This is a genomic window from Gimesia chilikensis (assembly GCF_007744075.1).
In the GTDB taxonomy this organism is placed as follows: domain Bacteria; phylum Planctomycetota; class Planctomycetia; order Planctomycetales; family Planctomycetaceae; genus Gimesia; species Gimesia chilikensis_A.
Window position 1 is genome coordinate 6,965,785 of sequence record NZ_CP036266.1, and the last position, 19,347, is coordinate 6,985,131.

The following is a 19,347-nucleotide window of genomic DNA, read 5'->3' on the forward strand; positions in this document are numbered from 1 at the left end:
GGGAGAGAACTGCATGTACCCAGCCTGCAGAACATTTTCGCAGAGAGTCGCGACACTCAGTCTGATACTGTTGTCGCTGGCCGTCACCAGTCTTGTACAGGCCGAGAAGCCTGCTCCCGGTCTGGAACTGTTCGAGAATAAAATCCGACCGGTGCTGATCGAGCATTGTTACGAATGTCATTCTGCATCAACCACCGACATCAAAGGGGGACTGCGTGTTGACAGTCGTGAGGCGATTCGCAGTGGGGGAGAATCGGGCGCTGCGGTGGTTCCGCATCAGACCGGGCAAAGCCTGTTACTCGATGCGCTCCGACATGAATCATTTGAGATGCCGCCAGGGAAGAAGTTGTCTGAGGAGGTCATCGCTGACTTTGTGAAGTGGGTGGAGCTGGGAGCACCAGACTCTCGAGATCAACCGCCGAGCGTCGATGAGGCCGCCTCGCTCTCCTGGAAAGCGATCTTCGAAAAACGACGTCAGTGGTGGAGTCTGCAACCACTGCAGAAGGTCACGCCTCCCATCGTGACGAACAACGACTGGTCTGAACGGCCCGTAGATCGTTTCCTGTTAGAGAAGTTGCAGAAGTCACATTTACAACCCGCCAAATCTGCGAGTCCGCGAACACTGATCAGGCGACTTTCGTTTGTATTAACGGGACTACCTCCCACACCTGAAGAAGTCGAGGCGTTCGTCTCAGCAGCAAAACAGGATCGTCAGGCTGCCTACGAGCGACTGGTAGACCTGCTGCTGGCATCGCCTCATTATGGGGAGCGATTTGCCCGGCACTGGATGGACGTCGTGCGTTACACGGACACTTACGGTTACGAATGGGATAACCCGGCCAAAGGTTCCTGGGAGTACCGCGATTATCTGATTCGCGCATTCAACGAGGACGTGGGCTTTGATCAACTGGTGCGTGAGCAGATTGCAGGCGACCTGTTATCGAAGCCCCGGATTAACCGGCAGAGCGGGTTTCAGGAAAGCCTGATCGGCCCGATGTTCTACCATATGGGCGAACATCGCCACGGCGACAGCATTAATTTTAACGGCATTCACCAGGAGATGGTCAACAATAAGATTGATGCCTTCTCGAAAGCGTTTCTGGCGAGTACTGTTGCCTGCGCCCGCTGTCACGATCATAAGCTGGACGCCATTTCCCAACGCGACTATTACGCGATGGCAGCAGTCTTTATGACACCCCGCTGGACGTCACGCGTAATTGATGCCCCGGGGAAACAGGATGTACTGATCGGGCAGTTGCAAACACTGCGAAATGAAATCCAGCAGGAATTAAAACTGGTCTGGAGTCAGCAGGCCGAGCAGTTCACTTCGGAACTGGCGACAGCCCTCGATCCCTCTGCTGAAGACTCCCGTTCCCGCATCTGGCGCGAAGCACTCGGACTGACTACAGAAAAAGAACAGAAGTCCCCCAAATTAAAAGCAGGGGACATCGCCTGGCTGGCTAATCAACTGTTGAAATTCTCCACGCCAGCTGAAATCAAACCCAACTGGGAGCAACTGCAGGCAGCCTGGCGCACTGCCAGTGAAACACATCGTCGACAGAACAAAGAACGTTTTAAGGTACTGACGGACTTCTCAAAACCTGGTTTTCCTGAAGGCTGGCAGGTCGAAGGAGACGGCATTCAGTTTGGATATGTCAAGGAAGGGACGCCTTTAGTCTCCCTGGAGGGAGAGCAACTGATCCAGCAACTGCTGCCCCGTGGATATCATACACATGCACTCTCTTCTAAATTACCGGGGGCGATCCGACCACCGTCTGAGCGAAAGCTGCCGGGAAAGATGGTCAGCCTGAATGTGGCTGGCGGTGAGTGGAGCGGTTTTCTCCGCACACCGGACAATGCGTTTCAAACTGAGAATGTGATCTTCTTTGATCGAAGCGAGCCAGCCTGGCAGACCTTCGCTGATCGTCCGCTGGTGAATGGAATTCAGCGGATGATGTTTGAAATCGCAACCAGCGATCTGAATCCCGATTTTCCACCCCGGACCGGAAAAACCCGGGCCGGCGGCAAACTGCTGCCTGCGGAGGATTTTGGTTTTGATAAACGGAGCTGGTTCAGTGTGACGGAAATTGTCAGCCATGATCAACCGGGAACACCCGCGGATGAGCAGGCTCACTTCGCTACACTATATGATCAGACCGTTCCAAAAAATCAGTTTGAGGCCAGCCAGCGCATCGCAGCCTGGCTGACCGGAAGCGTGAAACGCTGGTGTCAGGATCAACCGAAGGATGGTGATGTCACGTTGATCAACTGGCTGCTGAAAAACCGGCTGCTGGATAATCATGCCGACACGGGTTCGCGTCTCAAGCAACTGGTCACGGAGTACCGCCTGATCGAATCGCAAATCCAGTTCGCGCATACAGCGAACAGCATGGATGAACGTGGATTGACTGAGATTTCCTATCCCCTCAATATTCGGGGGAATGTTGATGATCCCGGAAAACTGATTCCGCCTGACTTTCTGGAAGTTTTTGCCGGACGACATCAGGTTCCTCAGAGCCCGGGCAGTGGTCGACTGGAACTGGCAGAGTACCTGGTCAGCCCGGAACATCCTCTGACTGCGCGCGTCTATGTGAACCGAGTCTGGCAGTGGGTCTTTGGTGAAGGTCTTGCCCGAACCCCCAATGACTTCGGGCACCTGGGCGAACAACCCACGCATCCGGAACTGCTGGACTACCTGGCGCAGGAATTCATGGCAGATGGCTGGTCAACCAGACGCTTGGTACGCAGGCTGGTACTGACGCAGGCATTTCAACAGTCGGGAACCGTGTCTGAGCAGTCGAAAGACTTCGATGCAGACAACCATTTATGGCATCACTACCCGACCCGCAGACTGGAAGCCGAGGCGATTCGCGATTCTCTGCTGACGGTGTCCGGCAGTCTGGACCGCCGGTTGTATGGTCGTCCAATCGAAGTGCCCCGATCAAAACCCGATCCTGCGAAACGACTGTTCGATGGTCCCCTGGATGGTGCAGGTCGGCGCTCGATTTATCTGCGGATGTCGATCATGGATCCTCCCCGGTTTCTGGTTGGTTTTAATCTGCCGGATTTAAAACTCCCCACCGGCAAACGGGATGTCACTAATGTGCCCAACCAGGCCTTGATTTTGATGAACGATCCGTTTGTCATCAGTCAGGCAGAGGAATGGTCGAAGCGTCTGATTACTGATTCAAGTGAAACAGTGGAACAACGGTTACAGCAGATGTTTCTGACTGCCTATGGACGCCATCCCGAAGCGAGTGAAGTCAAACGCTGGACAGCGTTGATTGGAGAACTGGGAGGGACGCGTGAGCAGAGCGGGTTGCTGCAGAATCCAGAAGTCTGGCGGCATGTGGCTCACGCCATGTTTAATACCAAAGAATTCATTTATTACCGGTAACTGATATGCAGAGCTCATCATTCCGTTACAGTTGCTGCCCGGGGGCATTGCCCGTCAATTCCCGCCGTGGCTTCCTCAAGCAGACAAGTGCCGGTTTTGGCTGGTTGGCACTGGCAGGTCTGCTGTGTGAGCAGAATCGATTGCAGGCAGCACCGCCATCAACGCCGCCCCACCATACGCCGCGTGTCAAAAATGTCATCTTTTGTTTCATGGATGGCGGGCCCAGTCACGTGGACACCTTCGACCCCAAGCCGGCATTGAAAACGCATGAAGGGAAACCGATCGGGGCAGGCGCCGTTTCCAAGCGATCTCAATCGAGCGCCGGTCGGGTCTGGCTGGGAAGTCCCTGGAAATTCCGACAACGGGGTGAGAGCGGTCTCTGGGTCAGCGATCTGTTTCCGCAACTGGCTCAAGTGGCTGACGAACTGTGTGTCGTACGTTCTATGGTGGGAGAACTGCCCTTGCATGGTCAACAGAATCTGTTGTTGCACACGGGGCGGATTATCGGACAGGCACCGAGCATGGGGGCCTGGGTTTCTTATGGACTGGGTACCGAGAACCGCAACCTTCCCGCCTACGTCGTGTTGAATAACGACTGGGTGCCGAATGGAGGCCTGGAAAATTTTGGCAGTTCGTTTCTCCCCGCTACACATCAGGCAACGCAGTTACGCGCGAAAGGCGTACCCGTGGACAACATCCGGCCGGGTGATTCACTATCGCTACAACAGCGTAAACTGGAACTGCTGGCTGCACAGGACCAGATCTTTGCGGACAAAGCCTCGGCAGCTTCACCCATTGAGAGTGCGATCGCCAACTATGAAACCGCATTTCGTATGCAGACCCTGGTTCCTGAAGTCTCCGACATCAGTCAGGAGCCTGCTTACATCCAGCGCGAGTATGGCGTGGATTCGACCGACGAACATCAGCACTACTACGCAACCCAGGCGCTGCGGGCCCGGCGGCTTGTCGAAGCGGGAGTCCGATTTGTGGAGATCACGTGTCCCAGTTTCGACAGCAATAACAGCCCTTGGGACCAACACGGGCAGCTCAAGAAAAACCATGAGAAGAATGCGCGAATTACGGAACAGTCCGTGGCGGCGCTGATTGTCGATCTGAAACGACGTGGTCTACTCGACGAAACTCTGGTTGTCTGGGCAGGTGAAATGGGTCGGACTCCCCATACACCGAAAGTCACGCCGACCTGTGGTCGTGATCATCATGTCAACGGTTACAGTCTGTTTCTGGCCGGGGGTGGCTTTAAACCGGGAATCACGTTCGGAGAGACCGATGAATTTGGAAATGCGGTCGTCGAACACCCACTGTCGATTCATGACATCCATGCGACGATTCTGGATCAACTTGGACTGGATCATGAAGCACTGACGTTTCGACATGGGGGCCGTGACCACCGTTTGACCGATGTGCACGGACATGTAATCCAGGAGATACTGAGTTAAAGTAGTGATCCATGAAGTTCCAGTTAAATGTCAGATTCGAATCTGTTTTCAATGACTCTTGAGTTGCCGGGCCCCTCTCAGCGACCTTAAAATCTAAGTATCCATCCCGGAAGGTCGTCCACGGTAAATCCTCCGTCGCATCTGCCGTTCCCATTACGCGTGATCAACGCAGACACATTCATATAATTCCCACCCGCTAATTCCACTGAAACAGGTATATTACGTATGTTCGATTACAAACGGCTTAATGAAGCAGTTAAAGCAGAGAACGGTATCAGCCGTCGTCTCTTTCTTTCCTATGGTGCAGCGCTGTCGACTCTTCCTTTACTGGGTCGGGCCAGTTGGGCGAATCCCTCTCCCGTTTTCCAGAAAGATCCATTCACGCTGGGTGTCGCTTCCGGCGATCCGGACTCGACCAGTGTGATTTTATGGACCCGCCTCGCTCCCGAACCACTACAGCCCCACGGCGGGTTAGGTCCCCAACCGATCGAAGTCAAATGGGAACTGGCGGAAGACGAAGGCTTTCAGAAGCTGGTAGCTTCAGGCACGACCCAGGCAACTCCACAGCTCGGGCATTCCGTGCACGTGGAAGCGAAAGGCCTGAAAGCCGATCACTGGTACTGGTATCGGTTCCAGGCAGGCGATGCCGTCAGCCCCGTGGGACGCACGCGGACGATGCCTGAAACCACCGCGATGCCAGACCAGCTGAAATTTGCTTTCGCCAGCTGTCAGAACTATGAACAGGGACTGTTTACCGCCTACGAACAGATGGCCCAGGACGACCTGGACCTGGTCTTCCACCTGGGTGATTATATCTACGAATATCAGTCTGGCAGAAACGGCAAGATCCGCACACACTTTGGTCCCGAGATCGAATCACTGGGTGATTACCGGATTCGCCACTCCCAGTACCGCGCCGATCCCTTGCTGCACAACATGCATGCCAAATGTCCCTGGTTTGTAACCTGGGATGACCATGAATTTGATAATAACTGTGCCGCTGATGTCTCCGAAGAACTGGATGCCGACCCGATTGACTATCTACTCAGACGGGCCAACGCTTACCAGGCATACTACGAAATGATGCCGCTGAGACCTGGTTGCCTGCCTCAGGGACCGCATATGCAGCTTTATCGCCAGGGTGGTTTTGGACGACTTGCAGATTTCTTTGTGCTGGATACACGTCAGTATCGTTCTGATCAGCCGAATGGGGATAAGAAATCTCCGCTGAATCAATCAGCAATGGCACGCAGCAATTCGCTCCTGGGCGGTAAACAACGAAACTGGCTGCAGTCCCAGCTGATCAGTTCAGATGCGACCTGGAACGTTCTGGCCCAGCAGGTGATGATGGGCATGGTGAGTTTCTCTTCGAAAGACGCAGAGCGGGTCTATTCCATGGACCAGTGGCCCGGCAGTGCCTATGAACGGATGCAGTTGCTGCAATTCATGGCTGATCGCCGTGTCCCTAATCCGGTAGTATTAACCGGTGACATTCATTCCAACTGGGTGAATAATCTGCGCGTGGATGACCGCAAGCCCGAAACACCTGTCGTGGCGACTGAATTTGTAGGAACCTCTATCAGCAGTGGTGGGAACGGTGTGCAGAAGCGCAAAGGGCACGCTGACATTCTCTCACACAACCCCTGCGTGCAGTTTCAGAACTCCGAACGTGGCTATGTCCGCTGCACTGTGACTCCCAAGAACTGGATCAGCGATTACATGGTTGTGGATGATGTTACCCGTCCCGGGGGACATGTCACTCCGCGGGCTGCATTTGTAGTCGAAGCGGGTACTCCGGGAGCACAACCGGCTTAAGTGCCCAATCCGCTATGCTGACATTCGACTGAGATCAGAGCACCGAAGGAGGCTCGGTCTCAGTCGGCGTCTGCAGTGTAATCCAGTGCAGAAGCGTTTTCGCGAGTACTTTGCTGTTGACTGGTTTACTGAGGTAATCATCGCAGCCTGCGTCGAGGCACTTCTGTCGATCTTCGGCCATGGCGTGCGCAGTGAGTGCTACGATGGGTAGTTTTGCACCTTCGGCACGAAGCGTTCTGGCCAGAGTGTAGCCATCCATTTCAGGCATCTGCATGTCTGTCAGTAGAAGCTGATAGGGTTGTCCTGCCTGTTCGGCTTCCTGAAACTTGCGCAGTGCAATCGCTCCATTGTCGGCGACATCGACTTCGGCCCCTTTCTTCTTGAGCAGGAAAGAAATCAGCCGCTGATTGTCGGGACCATCTTCAGCGAGCAGTATACGAGTACCTGCGGGAAGTGCGAGCGGTGCGGGTGATGTTTTATGCTCAGTCTGTTCGGGCTCATCCTGAAAACGAGAGGTGCTATACCTGGTTTCGTCGACGGTCTCTATGGGAAGTAGCAGACGAAAACAGGTTCCGGTTCCTTGCCTGGTCCAGACAAGCGAGACCTCACCATTCATCAGTCGAGCCAGTTTCCGTGAAATCACCAGCCCCAGCCCGGTTCCTCCATGCTGCCGAGTGACTGAGGTATCGGCCTGGGAAAAGGCATTGAATATTTTCTCTGCCTGAGCGGGAGACATCCCGGGACCGGTATCCTGAATGTCGAATTGCAGAAACGATATATCGCCCTGCTGAGACAGTTCTACAATGAGTTGAATCTGTCCCTGCTCAGTAAATTTGACTGCATTCCCGACCAGATTCATCAGGATTTGACGCAGTCGTGTGGGATCACTTTTGATGAGATCGGGAATCGGATTCTGAATCCGTGTCACCATCTCCACTCCCTTTTCCGTCGCCGGGGGACGCAGCAGACTCTCGATATGATCCAGAATGTGGAACACCTGGGTTGTTGTGTAATCGAGTTGGACTTTCTGGGCTTCAATCTTGGAGAGATCCAGAATGTCGTTAATAACGGTCAGCAGATGGTTGCCGGCCTCCTGGATAGTATTCACTGCCTGATCCCGTTTTCGCGGTGATGTTGAGAACTCTGAATCATTTTTCAGCAGATCGGCATATCCCAGAATCGCCGTTAGAGGCGTGCGGATTTCGTGGCTCATGTTAGCCAGGAATTCGCTTTTACTTTGAGACGCTGCCAGCGCTGCTTCCTGTGCCTGTTTGAGTTCGGTGATGTCGTTTCGAATCGCGAGATAGCCCGTAGGATTTCCTTCTCCGTCCTTCATCGTCGCGATTGTCGTATCGACCCAGTAGGGCTCACCATTTTTACGCCGATTACAGATTTCCCCCTGCCACATGCCTTCCGCGGCAATGGTGCGAAACACCTCTTTCCAGAATTCCCGGGAATGAGTTCCAGAATTAACGATGCTGTGTGTCTGCCCGATGGATTCTGCTTCGGTATAACCACTGACTTTGCAGAACATTTCATTCACGTGACGGATAGTACCATTCAGGTCGGTCTCAGCCACAATCGCATGCTGATCCAGCACTTTCAGGCAGAGTTCCAGCCGCACTGTTGCTTCTCTGAGCGACTTCTCCAAAACAATACGATCGGAAATATCTACGAGTACATTTACCGCACCAGTGAGTTCCCCCTCGAAATTGAACAGCGGACTGACATGTGCCAGCGCGGTCTTGCGACTGCCGTCCTCAGACTCAACTACGATCTCACCACCGTGAAGAGTTTTCCCAGTGTTCAGAGCAAGTGCCATCCAGCATTTCTCATGCGGAATCGGACTTCCATCAGTGCCGAATAATTTAAACGAACCACAGAACCGGTCATTCGGATTTTCGATCTGTGGTTCCCGCCCCCAGAAATCGGCTGCTGCCTGGTTGTAATAGGTAATCAGTCCCTGGGTATTACACGTATATGCAGCGACAGGCAGGGCATCAATCAGGCGGCGGATTTTTTCCCGGCTGTCCAACAGTTCCTGTTCCGCCTGCTTGCGCTCCGTAATATCATTTTCGATGGCCATGAAACCGGTCAGTTTGCCATCGGCGTCCAGGATCGGATCAACTTTAAGATGCACCCAGTATTCTGCTCCTGACTTGTGATAGTTAATCAGTTCTGTTTCGAAGCTCTCTCCTGCGCTAATCTTTCGCGACATGTACTCGATCACCCGGGAATCCGTTTTTTCTCCCTGGAGCATCGCCCCAGGGCACTGCCCCATTACCTCTTCGAGACTATAGCCGGTGATCTGTGTAAACCGGTCATTGACCCATTCCACATGTCCCTGGGCATCGGTGATCACAACACCATTCGTCGACTTACTGACTGCCGTTGCCAGTCGCGACAGTTGTTTTTCATTCTGTTTCTGTAGAGTAACGTCGATGCCGACTCCAAGGAAGCCTTCGATTTGCTGATACTGATCGCGAATCGCTGTCACCGTCAGTTCAACGGTTCGATGACTGCCGTCTTTACAGACATAAGTCCATTCACGCTTGTCAGAATCTCCCTGTTGCGCCAGTGCGATAAAGGTTTCAAAATTTTCAATCTTACGTCCGAGTGCAGTAGTCAATTCCCGGGCATGTTCTTCAATTTCTTCTGCAAGATGAAAAAATTCGGGAGTCTGAATGCCAATCATTTCCCTGGCTGAATACCCCAGCAACTGCTCGGCTCCGGGACTGAACAGCGTGATAATCCCCTCGGGATCGGTGGCAATGATGGAGACTTCCGTAGCCGCCCGGATGACGCCATCCAGATGCGCACGCGAAGTGTATTCGTCATACTGCAGGAGTAGAAAATCCGCTTCGCGCTGCTTTTCTTCCGTAATATCCTGAAAAGCACCCACCAGGCGTACGGGGTTCCCCTGTTCGTATTCCAGTTCCCCCTGGGCTCTCACCCAGATATGTCGCCCTTTCGCTGTAATGAAGGGGAGCTTGAGATCCCAGGACTGCCCGGTTTCGATCGATCGTTCCAGCGCACTTTGCAAAACGGGACGTGCCTCAGGTGCATAAAAACTGTACGCAGTCTCGATGGAAGGACGATATCCCGGCTCGACTTCATGGATCGCATACGTCTCCTGGGTCCAGAACAATTCCCGCGTTTCGAGATCCAGGTGCCAACCACCGATCTTAGCGACTTCGCCAACACGTGATAACAGCTTTTCACTCTGGTTGAGCTGCATCTTCGTCAGCTGATAATCATGAATGTCTTCGACGGTTCCGATCAGGGTCCGCTGCCCCTCCCGTTCTCCGTTCAAGGCCTGGGCCTGGATTCGCACCCAGCGGGAGAACCCCAGTTGATTCCGGGTGCGAACTTTAAGATCGATTGGTTTACTTTCCTGCAAATGTCGCTCTATCGCTGCTTCCCAGGATTCTCTGTTTCCCGCCCCCAGATGATTGAGAAATACTTCATACTGAGCGAGGGGAAACTCTGACTCTGCTGTGTAGCCGAACACGCGCCAGAATGATTTGGAGCACCAGAATTCATTGGTCTGCTCAGTCCAGGACCAGGTTTCATGAAAGGAAGCCGAGATTGACGCAGCCAGTTGGGATTGATTGCTTTTCAGATTCTGTATGCGTAAATCGAGATCCGTTTCTCTCTTGTCCAGGCTGTCCTTTCGCTTTCGGACACGGGTCAACAGATAGAAACTGGCTGCATAGGCTGTGACTGGCAATACCAGCCAGAAAAACCAGTGATGCGAAACAGAAGCCGCCTGGCCTGTCTGCGCCTGGTCAGCATCAGGTAAGACAGACTGAAATTTCACCAGCAGGGGCATCAATTTCTGCTCGCTGGTGAGAACCCGAGGCAACATGGCCTCGGGACTCTGTTGCCCCGACAGCACTTTAAGAACGTCTGCTGTAATCTGCTCAAAGAGAGGGCTGATTTGCCTATCAAGCTTCGAGGCAGCGGAAGCGGAGCCTGCCACCGTCTGACTGAGCTGATGACGCTGAGCATTCCACTGATTTAATAATTCGTCCAGTCGCTGATAGCTACTGGCAGCCTGCTTCGGGTTACTCAACAACAGCAGATGCTTGACGATTTCTGCAGTCTGGACCTGAAGTTGACTGACCGTCTGTCGTTGCTGTATCGCAGTCGCGGATTCGGAAGCTGACTGCGGTATGATTGACTGCTTCTGAAACAGAACCAGTACCAGAACCAGGAAAAAGCTGGCGAGAGCAGCCTGTAGAAAAGGCGTTCGAACAGCATTTTCCCACCCGGAAACCTTGACACGGGCCTGGATTGAGTCACCGACATTTGAGTCAGAACTAAAACTATGATGCATGGTTGATAATCAAGGAATTACAGACAGATGACGACAGACCATTTCTCTAAGTGGCGAATCAGAAGGGAGGTCAGTTATTTCCTGAAGTTACAGTGGGGATCCCTATCATTTACTTTCGTCCCTGAAATTAAGCTGAGATGATAAAAACAGAGAACTTGAAACCCGTGACTGTTATGTCTGCTGGCAGGATTCTGTTGAATTTCTCTGCTGACACAGTTTCTCTGAAAAGTGCCTGAGGGATTCACCTGCAATTGATGCTAAACGAAAGAATATGCTCCTCAGCTTCAGGCTTTCAGATTCATGGTTTTTTCATTGGTATTATTAAATGAGCCGTCTAGAATAAAGCAAATCTGTACATCTCGTACGAGTTCAAAACAAAAGGCCTCTCAAAAGAATTGTTTATCATAAGCAATCCTCCGAACTTGCACTTGAGACGTTTTTCAAATCCAATCATCTCAGGGAGAATCCGCCATGAAGAGTTTATGCCGCTGGGGATCAATGGCTTTATTGATCTGTGCCACGCTGGTGACTCAAACTTTTGCCCAGCAGAACAGTTCCTCCAGGAAAAAACCAAATATTCTGGTCATTTTCGGTGACGACATCGGTCAGACCAATGTTTCTGCCTACACAATGGGACTGGTGGGTTACCGCACGCCCAACATCGATCGAATCGCCCGGGAAGGGGTGATCTTTACCGACTATTATGCGGAGCAGAGCTGTACTGCAGGACGCTCAACATTCATTACCGGGCAGTGCAGCTACCGCACGGGGCTGTCGAAAGTGGGCCTGCCTGGTGCGGATCTGGGATTACAAGCCGAAGACCCGACCCTGGCAGAACTACTGAAACCGCTGGGCTATGCGACCGGGCAGTTCGGAAAAAACCACCTCGGTGACAAGGACGAATTCCTGCCTACGAATCATGGGTTCGATGAATTCCTGGGAAATCTATATCACCTGAATGCAGAAGAAGAACCCGAAAATCGCAACTATCCGCGGGATCCCGAATTCCGCAAGAAATTTGGTCCGCGGGGTGTGATCAAATCCAGTGCGGACGGCAAAATCGAAGACACCGGTCCCCTGACGAAAAAGCGAATGGAGACAGTGGATGAAGAAACTTCGTCTGCAGCCATTGATTTCATTGAACGCCAGACCAAAGCAGAAAAGCCCTTCTTCTGCTGGTGGAACTCGACCCGCATGCACTTCCGGACGCACGTCAAAGAAGAACACCGCGATCAGCCAGGGCTGACTGCTCGCACGGAATATGCAGACGGGATGATTGAGCACGACAAACAGGTGGGAACACTGCTCAAGAAACTGGACGAACTGGGAATTGCGGACAATACGATTGTAATCTACACGACCGACAACGGGCCGCATAAAAACTCCTGGCCCGATGCGGGATTAAGCCCCTTCCGGAACGAGAAGAATTCGAACTGGGAAGGTGCCTTCCGGGTGCCCTGCGTGATTCGCTGGCCGGGCAAAATCAAGGCTGGTACAGTCTCTAATGAGATTGTGAGCGGCATGGACTGGCTGCCGACTCTGATGGCCGCTGCCGGTGACAGCAATATCAAAGAGGAGCTTTTGAAAGGGCATCGCGCGGGGAATAAGACTTACAAGGTCCATCTGGACGGGTACAATATCCTGCCTTACCTGACCGGCAAAGAAAAGAAATCGCCGCGCAGGTCATTCTTCTACTTTAACGACGACAGCCAACTGGTCGGACTGCGGTTCGAGAACTGGAAGCTGGTCTTCCTGGAACAGCGTGCCCGGGGGACCCTCAAAGTCTGGGCGGAGCCTTTCACGCCGCTGCGTCTGCCGTTAATGTTTGATTTGCGAGCTGATCCGTACGAGCAGGCCAATATCACGTCGAATACGTATTATGACTGGTTGCTCGACCATGCCTTCCTGCTGGTTCCCGCGCAGCAATACGCGGGTAACTTCCTGGAAACCTTTAAAGAGTTTCCTCCGCGTCAGAAACCGGCTTCCTTCAATCTGGATGAAGTGGCCAAAAAACTGCAGGAAGGGACCGGCGGGGCTCAATAAGCTCGCCTTACCAGTCTGTTGATATTACACTCAAAGCGGAGCGTCCACACGAGGCGTTCCGCTTTGTTTTCTTTGCCAGCAGGTAGTATCCAGGATGCTGCCAGACTCTGATTGAAGGAACGTGCATGAATCCGCGTGAATCGATTCTGCAAATCTCGGAATCAATGAATGCCGCTATTCTGGGGCAGGAAGCTGTGGTGGAACGGCTGCTGATTGCCCTTCTGGCGGATGGTCATGTGTTGCTGGAAGGCTTACCCGGCACGGCAAAAACGCGATCGATCAAAACGCTGTCGAGTCTCATCGAAAGTCAGTTCAGTCGCGTGCAGTTTACCCCCGACCTGCTGCCTTCGGATGTGACGGGCTCGGAAATCTACCGCGAACAGAACGCGACGTTCGAGTTTCAGCAAGGGCCTGTGTTTGGGAACCTGGTTCTGGCGGATGAGATCAATCGTGCCCCGGCGAAGGTGCAGTCTTCACTCCTGGAAGCGATGGAGGAACGCCAGGTCACCGTGGCGGGCAAGACGCATCGACTGCCGAACCTGTTTCTGGTGCTGGCGACCCAGAACCCGATTGAACAGGAAGGGACTTACCCGTTGCCCGAGGCACAGATGGACCGGTTCCTGCTCTATGTGAATGTGGATTATCCCATCGGTGAGAATGAGCTGGCGATCATGCGGCTGGTACGCCAGGAAAAAGCGGCTGCAGTAAAAAAGTTACCGGTTCCCATTTCGCAGGACGTGATTTTCGAGGCCAGGAAGCAGGTATTTGAAATCCACGTGGCGGAAGCGGCGGAACAGTATATCGTCGATCTGGTGTTGGCCACGCGTAACCCGGAGCGACGGGAGGGGAAACTGGCCAGCTGGATTCGCCTGGGAGCCAGTCCGCGGGGAACGATCGCCCTGGATGCGGCCGCGCGGGCACATGCCTGGCTGAACAACCAGGACTTTGTCTCGCCGGATAATATTCGTGAGGTGACACCGGCGTGCCTGGCACATCGGGTGCATCTGAGCTACGAAGCCGAGGCGGAGGGGGTCTCCCGGACTGATGTGATTGAAGAACTCCTGAAAACGGTCGTTGCCGTCTGAGGTCAGCCGATGAGTGCTGCTGTTTCGATTACTCTCGAAGAACTGATTCTGATGAAGGCGGAAGCGCGCGGCTTTTCGCTGCTGCCACGGCAGCCGGTCACTTCGTTGCTGGCGGGGCGACATGCTTCGCGTCTGCGGGGGCGGGGGCTAACGTTTGAGGAGCTGCGGCACTATCACGAAGGAGACGACGTCCGTTCGATCGACTGGAGGGCGACGGCTCGACTTCGTTCGCCACACGTGCGGGTCTTCAGTGAAGAGCGGGAACGGCCGGTGCTGTTTGTAGTGGATCAGCGGCTACCCATGTTTTTCGGATCGCGGCGGGCGATGAAATCGGTAGTGGCAGCTGAACTGGCGGCGTTGGGGGCCTGGCGTTCTCTCGAAGTGGGCGACCGCGTCGGGGGGCTGGTGTTCAACGAAAGTGAAGTCGTAGAGATCCGGCCGCATCGTAGCCGGACACGTGTGCTGCGGCTGTTTCATGAAATCGTCAACATGAACCAGCGGCTGGCTTCCGAACAGCGCGCGGAAGGGAGTGTCACTTTAAACAATGCCCTGGAGAAGGCCCTGCATGTGGCGAAGCATGATTGCCTGGTAGTCCTGATCAGTGACCTGGATGGTGCGGATGCGGAAACGCGTCGGCTTTCGACTTTGATTTCTGCTCGCAATGATATGCTGGTGGCCGCCGTTTATGATCCGCTGGGGGCCACGCTCTCCGGGGCACCGGGCATGCTGGCAGCCGACCGGGGAGAACTGTGGGAAATTCCCAGTCACGCTGCCTTTACAGACCAGTTTCGACAGGCCTTCCAGGAACGTGTGGATGAATGGCAGAAAATCTTTCGTAATCTGAAGGTGCCTGTGATGCCTGTGTCTACGTCACTGCCCGCGGGCCCACAGGTGCTTTCTCTGCTGGGGCACAGGGCGCGACACTCATGAAAAACGACGCAACCAGCCTGGACCGGATGCACGATATTGTGCTGCCGGATGCAATACCCTGGTGGCCCCCGGCGCCTGGCTGGTACGTGGTGCTGGCGGCGCTGGGAGGGCTGGTGCTGTATCTGTCGTACCGGGGCTGGCGGCACTGGAAGGCGAATCGCTATCGTCGCCTGGCACTGCGGGAACTGGAACAGGCGCATTCGGTATTAGAAGTATCTGAACTGTTAAGACGGACGGCGCTGATGGTGGTTCCTCGCGCGGAAGTGGCAGCGCAGACCGGAGCCGCCTGGCCCGGGTGGCTGGCGTCGCACGCACCTGTCGCAATGGACGAGCAGATTTCCCGGCAATTGACGGTGGGTGTTTACGATGGCTCAACGGATGAGATTGAGAGACTGAAACAATATGCCGCTGGCTGGATTCAACAACATCGACTTCCCGAACTGCCGCAGAGGGAATCAAGATAAAACATGTTAGCCTTTGCTTATCCCTGGATCTTCGCTCTCTTGCCGGTGCCCTGGCTGGTGAGATATTTTCTCCCGGCCCGGGAATCGACTGGGGTCGCGGTGCGGGTTCCCTTTGGGGAGCGACTGACGGCCGTGATGCGGAACCAGGCGCCCGTGGCTGCCGCCGTCAGTCAGTCTCGTCAACTGCTGATACCAGCGCTGATCTGGGGACTGGTGCTATGCGGACTGGCACGTCCGCAATGGATCGAGCCGCCTGTCGTGAAAGAAGAGCCGACCCGTGATCTGCTGCTACTGGTCGATCTGTCGAGTTCGATGGACGAGAAGGATTTCGTCAACACGGCCGGCAAGGCGATTACGCGACTGGAAGCAGTGAAAGAGGTATTGGGTGATTTCCTGGTCCGCCGTAAAGGAGACCGGGTGGGACTGGTGGTGTTTGGTTCCGCCCCGTATCTGCAGGCACCCTTTTCGACCGACCTGTCGCTGGTGCGGACACTGCTCGATGAATGCCAAGTGGGGATGGCGGGGCCGCAGACCGCCTTTGGTGATGCGATCGGGTTGGGGGTGAACCTGTTTCAGGAGAGCAAGGTTCCCGCCAAAACCATGATTGCGCTGACGGATGGAAACGATACCAAAAGCCAGGTTCCGCCTGTGGAGGCTGCCCGGATTGCCGCCCAGAGGGATATCCGGATTCATACCGTGGCGATGGGAGATCCGACGACCGCCGGTGAAGACAAGCTGGACGCCGAGACATTGAAAGAGGTGGCCCGCGTGGCCCACGGATCTTATTTCTTTGCCGGTGACCGGAAGCAGCTGGAGCAGATTTACCAGGAACTGGACCAGATCGAAACACGAGAAGTGAAGACGATCAGTCATCGTCCGCGGCGGGATCTGTACTATTATTTTCTGCTGGCGGCGCTGTTTCTATCACTGCTGGAGAAGGTGCTGGCGGTCTGGCGGGCCCGCAGCGAGACCTCTTTGAAACAAGAAACAGCGGAAGTGCGGGTGAATCCGGCGAGCGGTCAACTGGAGGTGGTGTCATGATGGAGACCTTCAGCCAGTTGCATTTCATTCGGCCAGGCTGGCTGTGGCTGCTGCCGCTGGTTGGCGGACTGTGGTGGCTCTGGCGTCGGCATACGACGCCGCTGCGGGGCTGGCGCGAACAGATCGCTCCTGAACTGTTGCAGGCGATGACCGTGCGGAATTCGACACGTCAGGACTATTCGGCCCTGTTGTTGCTCGCCGGTTGGCTGCTGGCGGTGATCGCGATAGCAGGGCCCACTTGGAAACAGGAACCGAATCCGTTTGCCGCCGATGCAGCGCCGTTGATGATTCTGCTCAAAGCGGACAAGAGTATGGACCAGCCTGATCCGCTGCCGTCAGCAATTGAACGGGCTCGATTGAAAGTGGACGATCTGGTTCGAATCCGCCAGGGACAACCGGTGGGGCTGATTGCATACGCAGGGTCGGCGCATCTGGTATTGCCTCCCACGCGGGACACGTCCATTGTGGCCGAGATGGCGGCGCAGATCAGTTCGGGGATCATGCCAGAACCCGGAGATCGGCTTGATCTGGCATTGGAGAAAGCGGATGAGATCCTGAAGGGGGGCGATGCAGGCGGAACGGTGCTGGTGATCGCAGACAGCGTGACAGACGATGCTGCATCACTGGTCAAAGCGGGACAGAAAAAAGGTGCGTTTCCGATTCAGTTTCTGGCACTGCGGAATGATCCTTCCCTGCAACGGGCGGCTGAGGCGGTGCAGGCTTCCCTGGTGGAACTGACGCCGGACGATGCCGATGTGACCGCGATTGCGAAAGCAGCCGAGCGGAAGTCGGTGGTCGGGGTGGCTGGTGAAGATCAGCGCTGGGAGGAAATGGGATACTGGCTGGTGCCTTTCCTGGCGGTGATTGTGGCGGCCGGGTTCCGTCGTGAGAAACAGTTCAACGGCAGGGAGGTCCAATGAGAGTCTCGCTGGTGTTGATCGTTGTCTTATCGTGGACGGGCTGGTGGCTGACGCCGGACCAGCGGGGGCAGCGTCTGTTTCAAGACAAACAATATCGTCAGGCGGCAGAAGCGTTTACGGACCCTGAATGGCAGGGGGCGGCCTGGTATCGGGCGGGAGAGTTCGAACAAGCGGCGCAGGCTTTTGCTCGGGGTTCGAGTCCCGAGGCGCGGTTTAATGCGGGGAACGCCTGGATGCTGCTGGGGAAATATGAGCAGGCGATTGCGGAATATGAGCGGGCGTTGAAACTGCGTCCCGGTTGGAAAGCAGCAGAGGAGAATCGTGCGTTGGCAGAAGCCCGGGCGAAACTGAGGGAAACGAAAGGGGGCGACCTCGGCGATCAGCAGGAAGGTGCCGACGAAGTGGTGTTCGACCTTAATAAAGAACGCGGGGGACAGAATACGCAAATTGCCGGGGAGCAGGCAGCATCGGATAACGCCGTTCAGGCGATCTGGTTAAGACGCGTGCAGACGAACCCGGCTGACTTTCTCCGCTCCAAATTTGCATATCAGTCTGCACTGCAGCAGGAAGGAGCCTCGGAATGAGAGTTTTCTCTGGCGTGATACTGTTAATGATAAGCCTGATGTCGCGGGCGCTGGTCGCTGCGGAGGTAGAACCGGCATCGATCAAGATCAAGGAGCAAACCTGGTGGGTGGGGCAGCAGGTTCCCTTTACGGTGCAGTTGCGGGCTCCAGGTTCGTTTTCCGGAGCGGCGGTGTTTTCCCTGCCTGAGATTCCGCGGGTAGTGATTATTAAGACGGGCAGCCCAGTGGTGTCTTCCGAGGAGATCGAGGGTAAAACCTGGTTCGTGCAGACGCATGACTTCGCTCTGTTTTCGCAACAGAGCGGAACCGTAACGATCCCGGAGTTCACAGTGCGGTTCAGTCATAAAGATGGTTTTACCGGGCCGGTGCATGATCAGAGTGCGCAGGTGCCCGCGGCCCAGGTGAAAATCGAGCGACCGCCGGGCAGTTCTGCCCAGGACTTTCTGGTCACTACTGACTCCTTCAAACTTAAGGAACGCTGGGATCCTCAGCCGGGCGCTACGGAACAGGGAGCCGTGTTTCAGCGAACGATTACCCAGGAAGCGGACCATGTGACCGGGATGGCACTGGCGCCTCCCCCTGAAGCGGTGCCTGCGGGGGTGCGGCTCTACCTGGGGCAGCCGACAGTGAGTGACAAGACGGAGCGTGGTGCTTTTATTGGGACGCGCGTTGATACGTTAACCTATCAGTTGCAGGAAGCGGGGACCTGGACCTTGCCGGCGATTCGCTATCAGTGGTGGGATCCGGAGAAGAAAACCTTCGGCTCCCAGACGCTGCCGGCGGTGACGTTTGAAGTGCAAGGGACTGCCGTTCCTGTCACTGATGCTCCTGCAGAGGCTTCCCCAAAATCGATTTATCTCGGGTTGGCAGTTCTCGGCACTTGCCTCGTTCTTATGTACTGGCAACGACAACGAATGAGGAACGGCCTGCGCTGGATCGGACAACACTGGAATTCACCGGAGCGCGTGGCTGCGGCTAAGCTGCTGGCGGGTTGCAGGACCAATAATCCTCATGCAACTCAAAGAGCCTGGCAGGTCTGGCTGAACTGCCGGGGAGCGGATGCTTCAATCAGCCCGGAACTCAAAGCGGCGGTGCAGGAACTTCAGAGCGCGTTGTATGGTGTGAATCAGTCGGCAGACTGGCAGGGAGCGAGACTGGCGGCCGCCTTTCGCGCGAATCAGAGAACGGACAAAAAGTCTGGTCTGAAGAAACAGAGCGCGTTGCCGGCGCTGAACCCGAGATGAAGGCACAACGAGGCAATTCCTTGCCCGT

Annotated in this window: 12 protein-coding genes; 11 read left to right on the top strand and 1 reads right to left on the bottom strand. The window is 54.9% G+C overall.

The features are described 5' to 3' along the window. Positions 1-13: 13 nt before the first annotated feature. From HG66A1_RS26330 to HG66A1_RS26340, 3 genes are all read left to right on the top strand, one after another. Positions 14-3,397, top strand: a complete 3,384-nt coding sequence (locus HG66A1_RS26330) for a PSD1 and planctomycete cytochrome C domain-containing protein (RefSeq protein ID WP_145191293.1) — start codon at positions 14-16, stop codon at positions 3,395-3,397. Positions 3,398-3,402: 5 nt separating this feature from the next. After that, positions 3,403-4,854, top strand: a complete 1,452-nt coding sequence (locus HG66A1_RS26335; RefSeq protein ID WP_145191296.1) for a DUF1501 domain-containing protein — start codon at positions 3,403-3,405, stop codon at positions 4,852-4,854. A 225-nt stretch (positions 4,855-5,079) separates the two neighbouring features. Further along, positions 5,080-6,669 carry an alkaline phosphatase D family protein gene (locus HG66A1_RS26340; RefSeq protein ID WP_145191299.1) on the top strand — a complete coding sequence of 530 codons (1,590 nt, stop codon included), beginning with the start codon at positions 5,080-5,082 and terminating at the stop codon, positions 6,667-6,669. Positions 6,670-6,703: 34 nt separating this feature from the next. Here the strand turns inward: HG66A1_RS26340 and HG66A1_RS26345 are convergent, their stop codons facing one another. Continuing rightward, on the bottom strand, positions 6,704-11,008 hold the full coding sequence (locus tag HG66A1_RS26345) for a PAS domain S-box protein (RefSeq protein WP_145191302.1): 4,305 nt from the start codon (positions 11,006-11,008) through the stop codon (positions 6,704-6,706). Between the two features lie 471 nt (positions 11,009-11,479). On the opposite strand from HG66A1_RS26345, the gene HG66A1_RS26350 reads away from it, so the two are divergent. The 8 genes from HG66A1_RS26350 to HG66A1_RS26385 all read left to right on the top strand — a co-directional run bounded on the left by HG66A1_RS26350 (position 11,480) and on the right by HG66A1_RS26385 (position 19,319). Beyond that, positions 11,480-13,051 carry an arylsulfatase gene (locus HG66A1_RS26350; protein ID WP_232106679.1) on the top strand — a complete coding sequence of 524 codons (1,572 nt, stop codon included), beginning with the start codon at positions 11,480-11,482 and terminating at the stop codon, positions 13,049-13,051. A gap of 125 nt (positions 13,052-13,176) precedes the next feature. After that, the gene (locus tag HG66A1_RS26355) at positions 13,177-14,136 is read left to right on the top strand and encodes an AAA family ATPase (protein ID WP_145191305.1); all 960 of its coding nucleotides are present in this window, start codon (positions 13,177-13,179) and stop codon (positions 14,134-14,136) included. A 9-nt stretch (positions 14,137-14,145) separates the two neighbouring features. Further along, positions 14,146-15,066 (top strand): DUF58 domain-containing protein, encoded by a 921-nt coding sequence (locus HG66A1_RS26360; protein WP_145191308.1) that lies wholly within the window; start codon positions 14,146-14,148, stop codon positions 15,064-15,066. After that, positions 15,063-15,530, top strand: a complete 468-nt coding sequence (locus tag HG66A1_RS26365; protein WP_145191311.1) for a DUF4381 domain-containing protein — start codon at positions 15,063-15,065, stop codon at positions 15,528-15,530. Before HG66A1_RS26360 ends, HG66A1_RS26365 begins: the two co-directional genes overlap by 4 nt. Before the next feature lie 3 nt (positions 15,531-15,533). After that, positions 15,534-16,571 (top strand): VWA domain-containing protein, encoded by a 1,038-nt coding sequence (locus HG66A1_RS26370; RefSeq protein ID WP_145191314.1) that lies wholly within the window; start codon positions 15,534-15,536, stop codon positions 16,569-16,571. Next, positions 16,568-17,491, top strand: a complete 924-nt coding sequence (locus HG66A1_RS26375) for a VWA domain-containing protein (protein ID WP_145191317.1) — start codon at positions 16,568-16,570, stop codon at positions 17,489-17,491. Before HG66A1_RS26370 ends, HG66A1_RS26375 begins: the two co-directional genes overlap by 4 nt. Beyond that, positions 17,488-18,075, top strand: coding sequence for a tetratricopeptide repeat protein (locus tag HG66A1_RS26380; RefSeq protein ID WP_145191320.1), 588 nt, complete (start codon positions 17,488-17,490; stop codon positions 18,073-18,075). The genes HG66A1_RS26375 and HG66A1_RS26380 overlap by 4 nt, the downstream gene beginning before the upstream one ends. Then, positions 18,072-19,319: a BatD family protein gene (locus HG66A1_RS26385; RefSeq protein ID WP_145191323.1), complete on the top strand. Its 1,248-nt coding sequence runs from the start codon at positions 18,072-18,074 to the stop codon at positions 19,317-19,319. The genes HG66A1_RS26380 and HG66A1_RS26385 overlap by 4 nt, the downstream gene beginning before the upstream one ends. Positions 19,320-19,347 lie beyond the last annotated feature (28 nt).

Bases quoted from the DNA above. Each gene is read 5' to 3' on its own strand.
- HG66A1_RS26355 (WP_145191305.1), top strand. From the start codon at position 13,177: ATGAATCCGCGTGAATCGATTCTGCAAATCTCGGAATCAATGAATGCC.
- HG66A1_RS26365 (WP_145191311.1), top strand. From the start codon at position 15,063: ATGAAAAACGACGCAACCAGCCTGGACCGGATGCACGATATTGTGCTG.
- HG66A1_RS26360 (WP_145191308.1), top strand. From the start codon at position 14,146: ATGAGTGCTGCTGTTTCGATTACTCTCGAAGAACTGATTCTGATGAAG.
- HG66A1_RS26340 (WP_145191299.1), top strand. From the start codon at position 5,080: ATGTTCGATTACAAACGGCTTAATGAAGCAGTTAAAGCAGAGAACGGT.
- HG66A1_RS26345 (WP_145191302.1), bottom strand. From the start codon at position 11,008: ATGCATCATAGTTTTAGTTCTGACTCAAATGTCGGTGACTCAATCCAG.
- HG66A1_RS26380 (WP_145191320.1), top strand. From the start codon at position 17,488: ATGAGAGTCTCGCTGGTGTTGATCGTTGTCTTATCGTGGACGGGCTGG.
- HG66A1_RS26385 (WP_145191323.1), top strand. From the start codon at position 18,072: ATGAGAGTTTTCTCTGGCGTGATACTGTTAATGATAAGCCTGATGTCG.
- HG66A1_RS26335 (WP_145191296.1), top strand. From the start codon at position 3,403: ATGCAGAGCTCATCATTCCGTTACAGTTGCTGCCCGGGGGCATTGCCC.
- HG66A1_RS26350 (WP_232106679.1), top strand. From the start codon at position 11,480: ATGAAGAGTTTATGCCGCTGGGGATCAATGGCTTTATTGATCTGTGCC.
- HG66A1_RS26330 (WP_145191293.1), top strand. From the start codon at position 14: ATGTACCCAGCCTGCAGAACATTTTCGCAGAGAGTCGCGACACTCAGT.
- HG66A1_RS26370 (WP_145191314.1), top strand. From the start codon at position 15,534: ATGTTAGCCTTTGCTTATCCCTGGATCTTCGCTCTCTTGCCGGTGCCC.
- HG66A1_RS26375 (WP_145191317.1), top strand. From the start codon at position 16,568: ATGATGGAGACCTTCAGCCAGTTGCATTTCATTCGGCCAGGCTGGCTG.